Origin of the sequence: Corallococcus llansteffanensis (assembly GCF_003612055.1) — a bacterium.
Taxonomy (GTDB): domain Bacteria; phylum Myxococcota; class Myxococcia; order Myxococcales; family Myxococcaceae; genus Corallococcus; species Corallococcus llansteffanensis.
On record NZ_RAWB01001153.1, the window covers coordinates 1 to 539 of the forward strand.

General features: G+C 72.0%; 1 protein-coding gene. It reads left to right on the forward strand.

What is annotated here, in order from left to right; all coding sequences use genetic code 11:
* The coding region (locus D7V93_RS43880; RefSeq protein WP_208723383.1) for an ArnT family glycosyltransferase at positions 1–539 on the forward strand (539 nt) is incomplete at both ends.

Below are 539 nucleotides of genomic sequence, written 5' to 3' on the forward strand. Positions count from 1 at the left end.
GACGAGGCTCGACGGATTGCTCCTCGTGGCGCTCGTCATCTGGGGGCTCGCGCAGCTCGCGCCGCATCTGGCCCATCCCGCCATCTACAACTGGGACGAGGCGATGCATCAGGCCGCCGCGCGAGGCACGCACGACACCTTCTTCACGCCGCACATCTACAAGGCTCCGCTCTACCCGAGCGACCCCCGACACTGGTGGGCCGCGCACGTCTGGATGCACAAGCCCACGGGCCCCTTCTGGTTCGGGGCGCTGATGATGCACGTCGTGGGCGTGACGCCGCTCGCGCTGAGGCTGGCGTCGCTCCTGGGACACCTGGCCGCAGCGGCCTCCATCTACCTCATCGCCCGGCGGCCCGCGGGGCGGCTGTGGGCCACGCTGGGCGCGGCGGCGTTCCTCGCCCTGCCCTTTGGCTGGCAGCTCGTGCAGGGGCGCTTCTTCGGGGACGTGACGGACTGCACCCTGGCGGGCTGCAACGCCTTGGCGGTGGCGCTCCTCTTCCACGCCACCCGGGAGCGCTCCTGGCGGTGGGGGCTCGCGG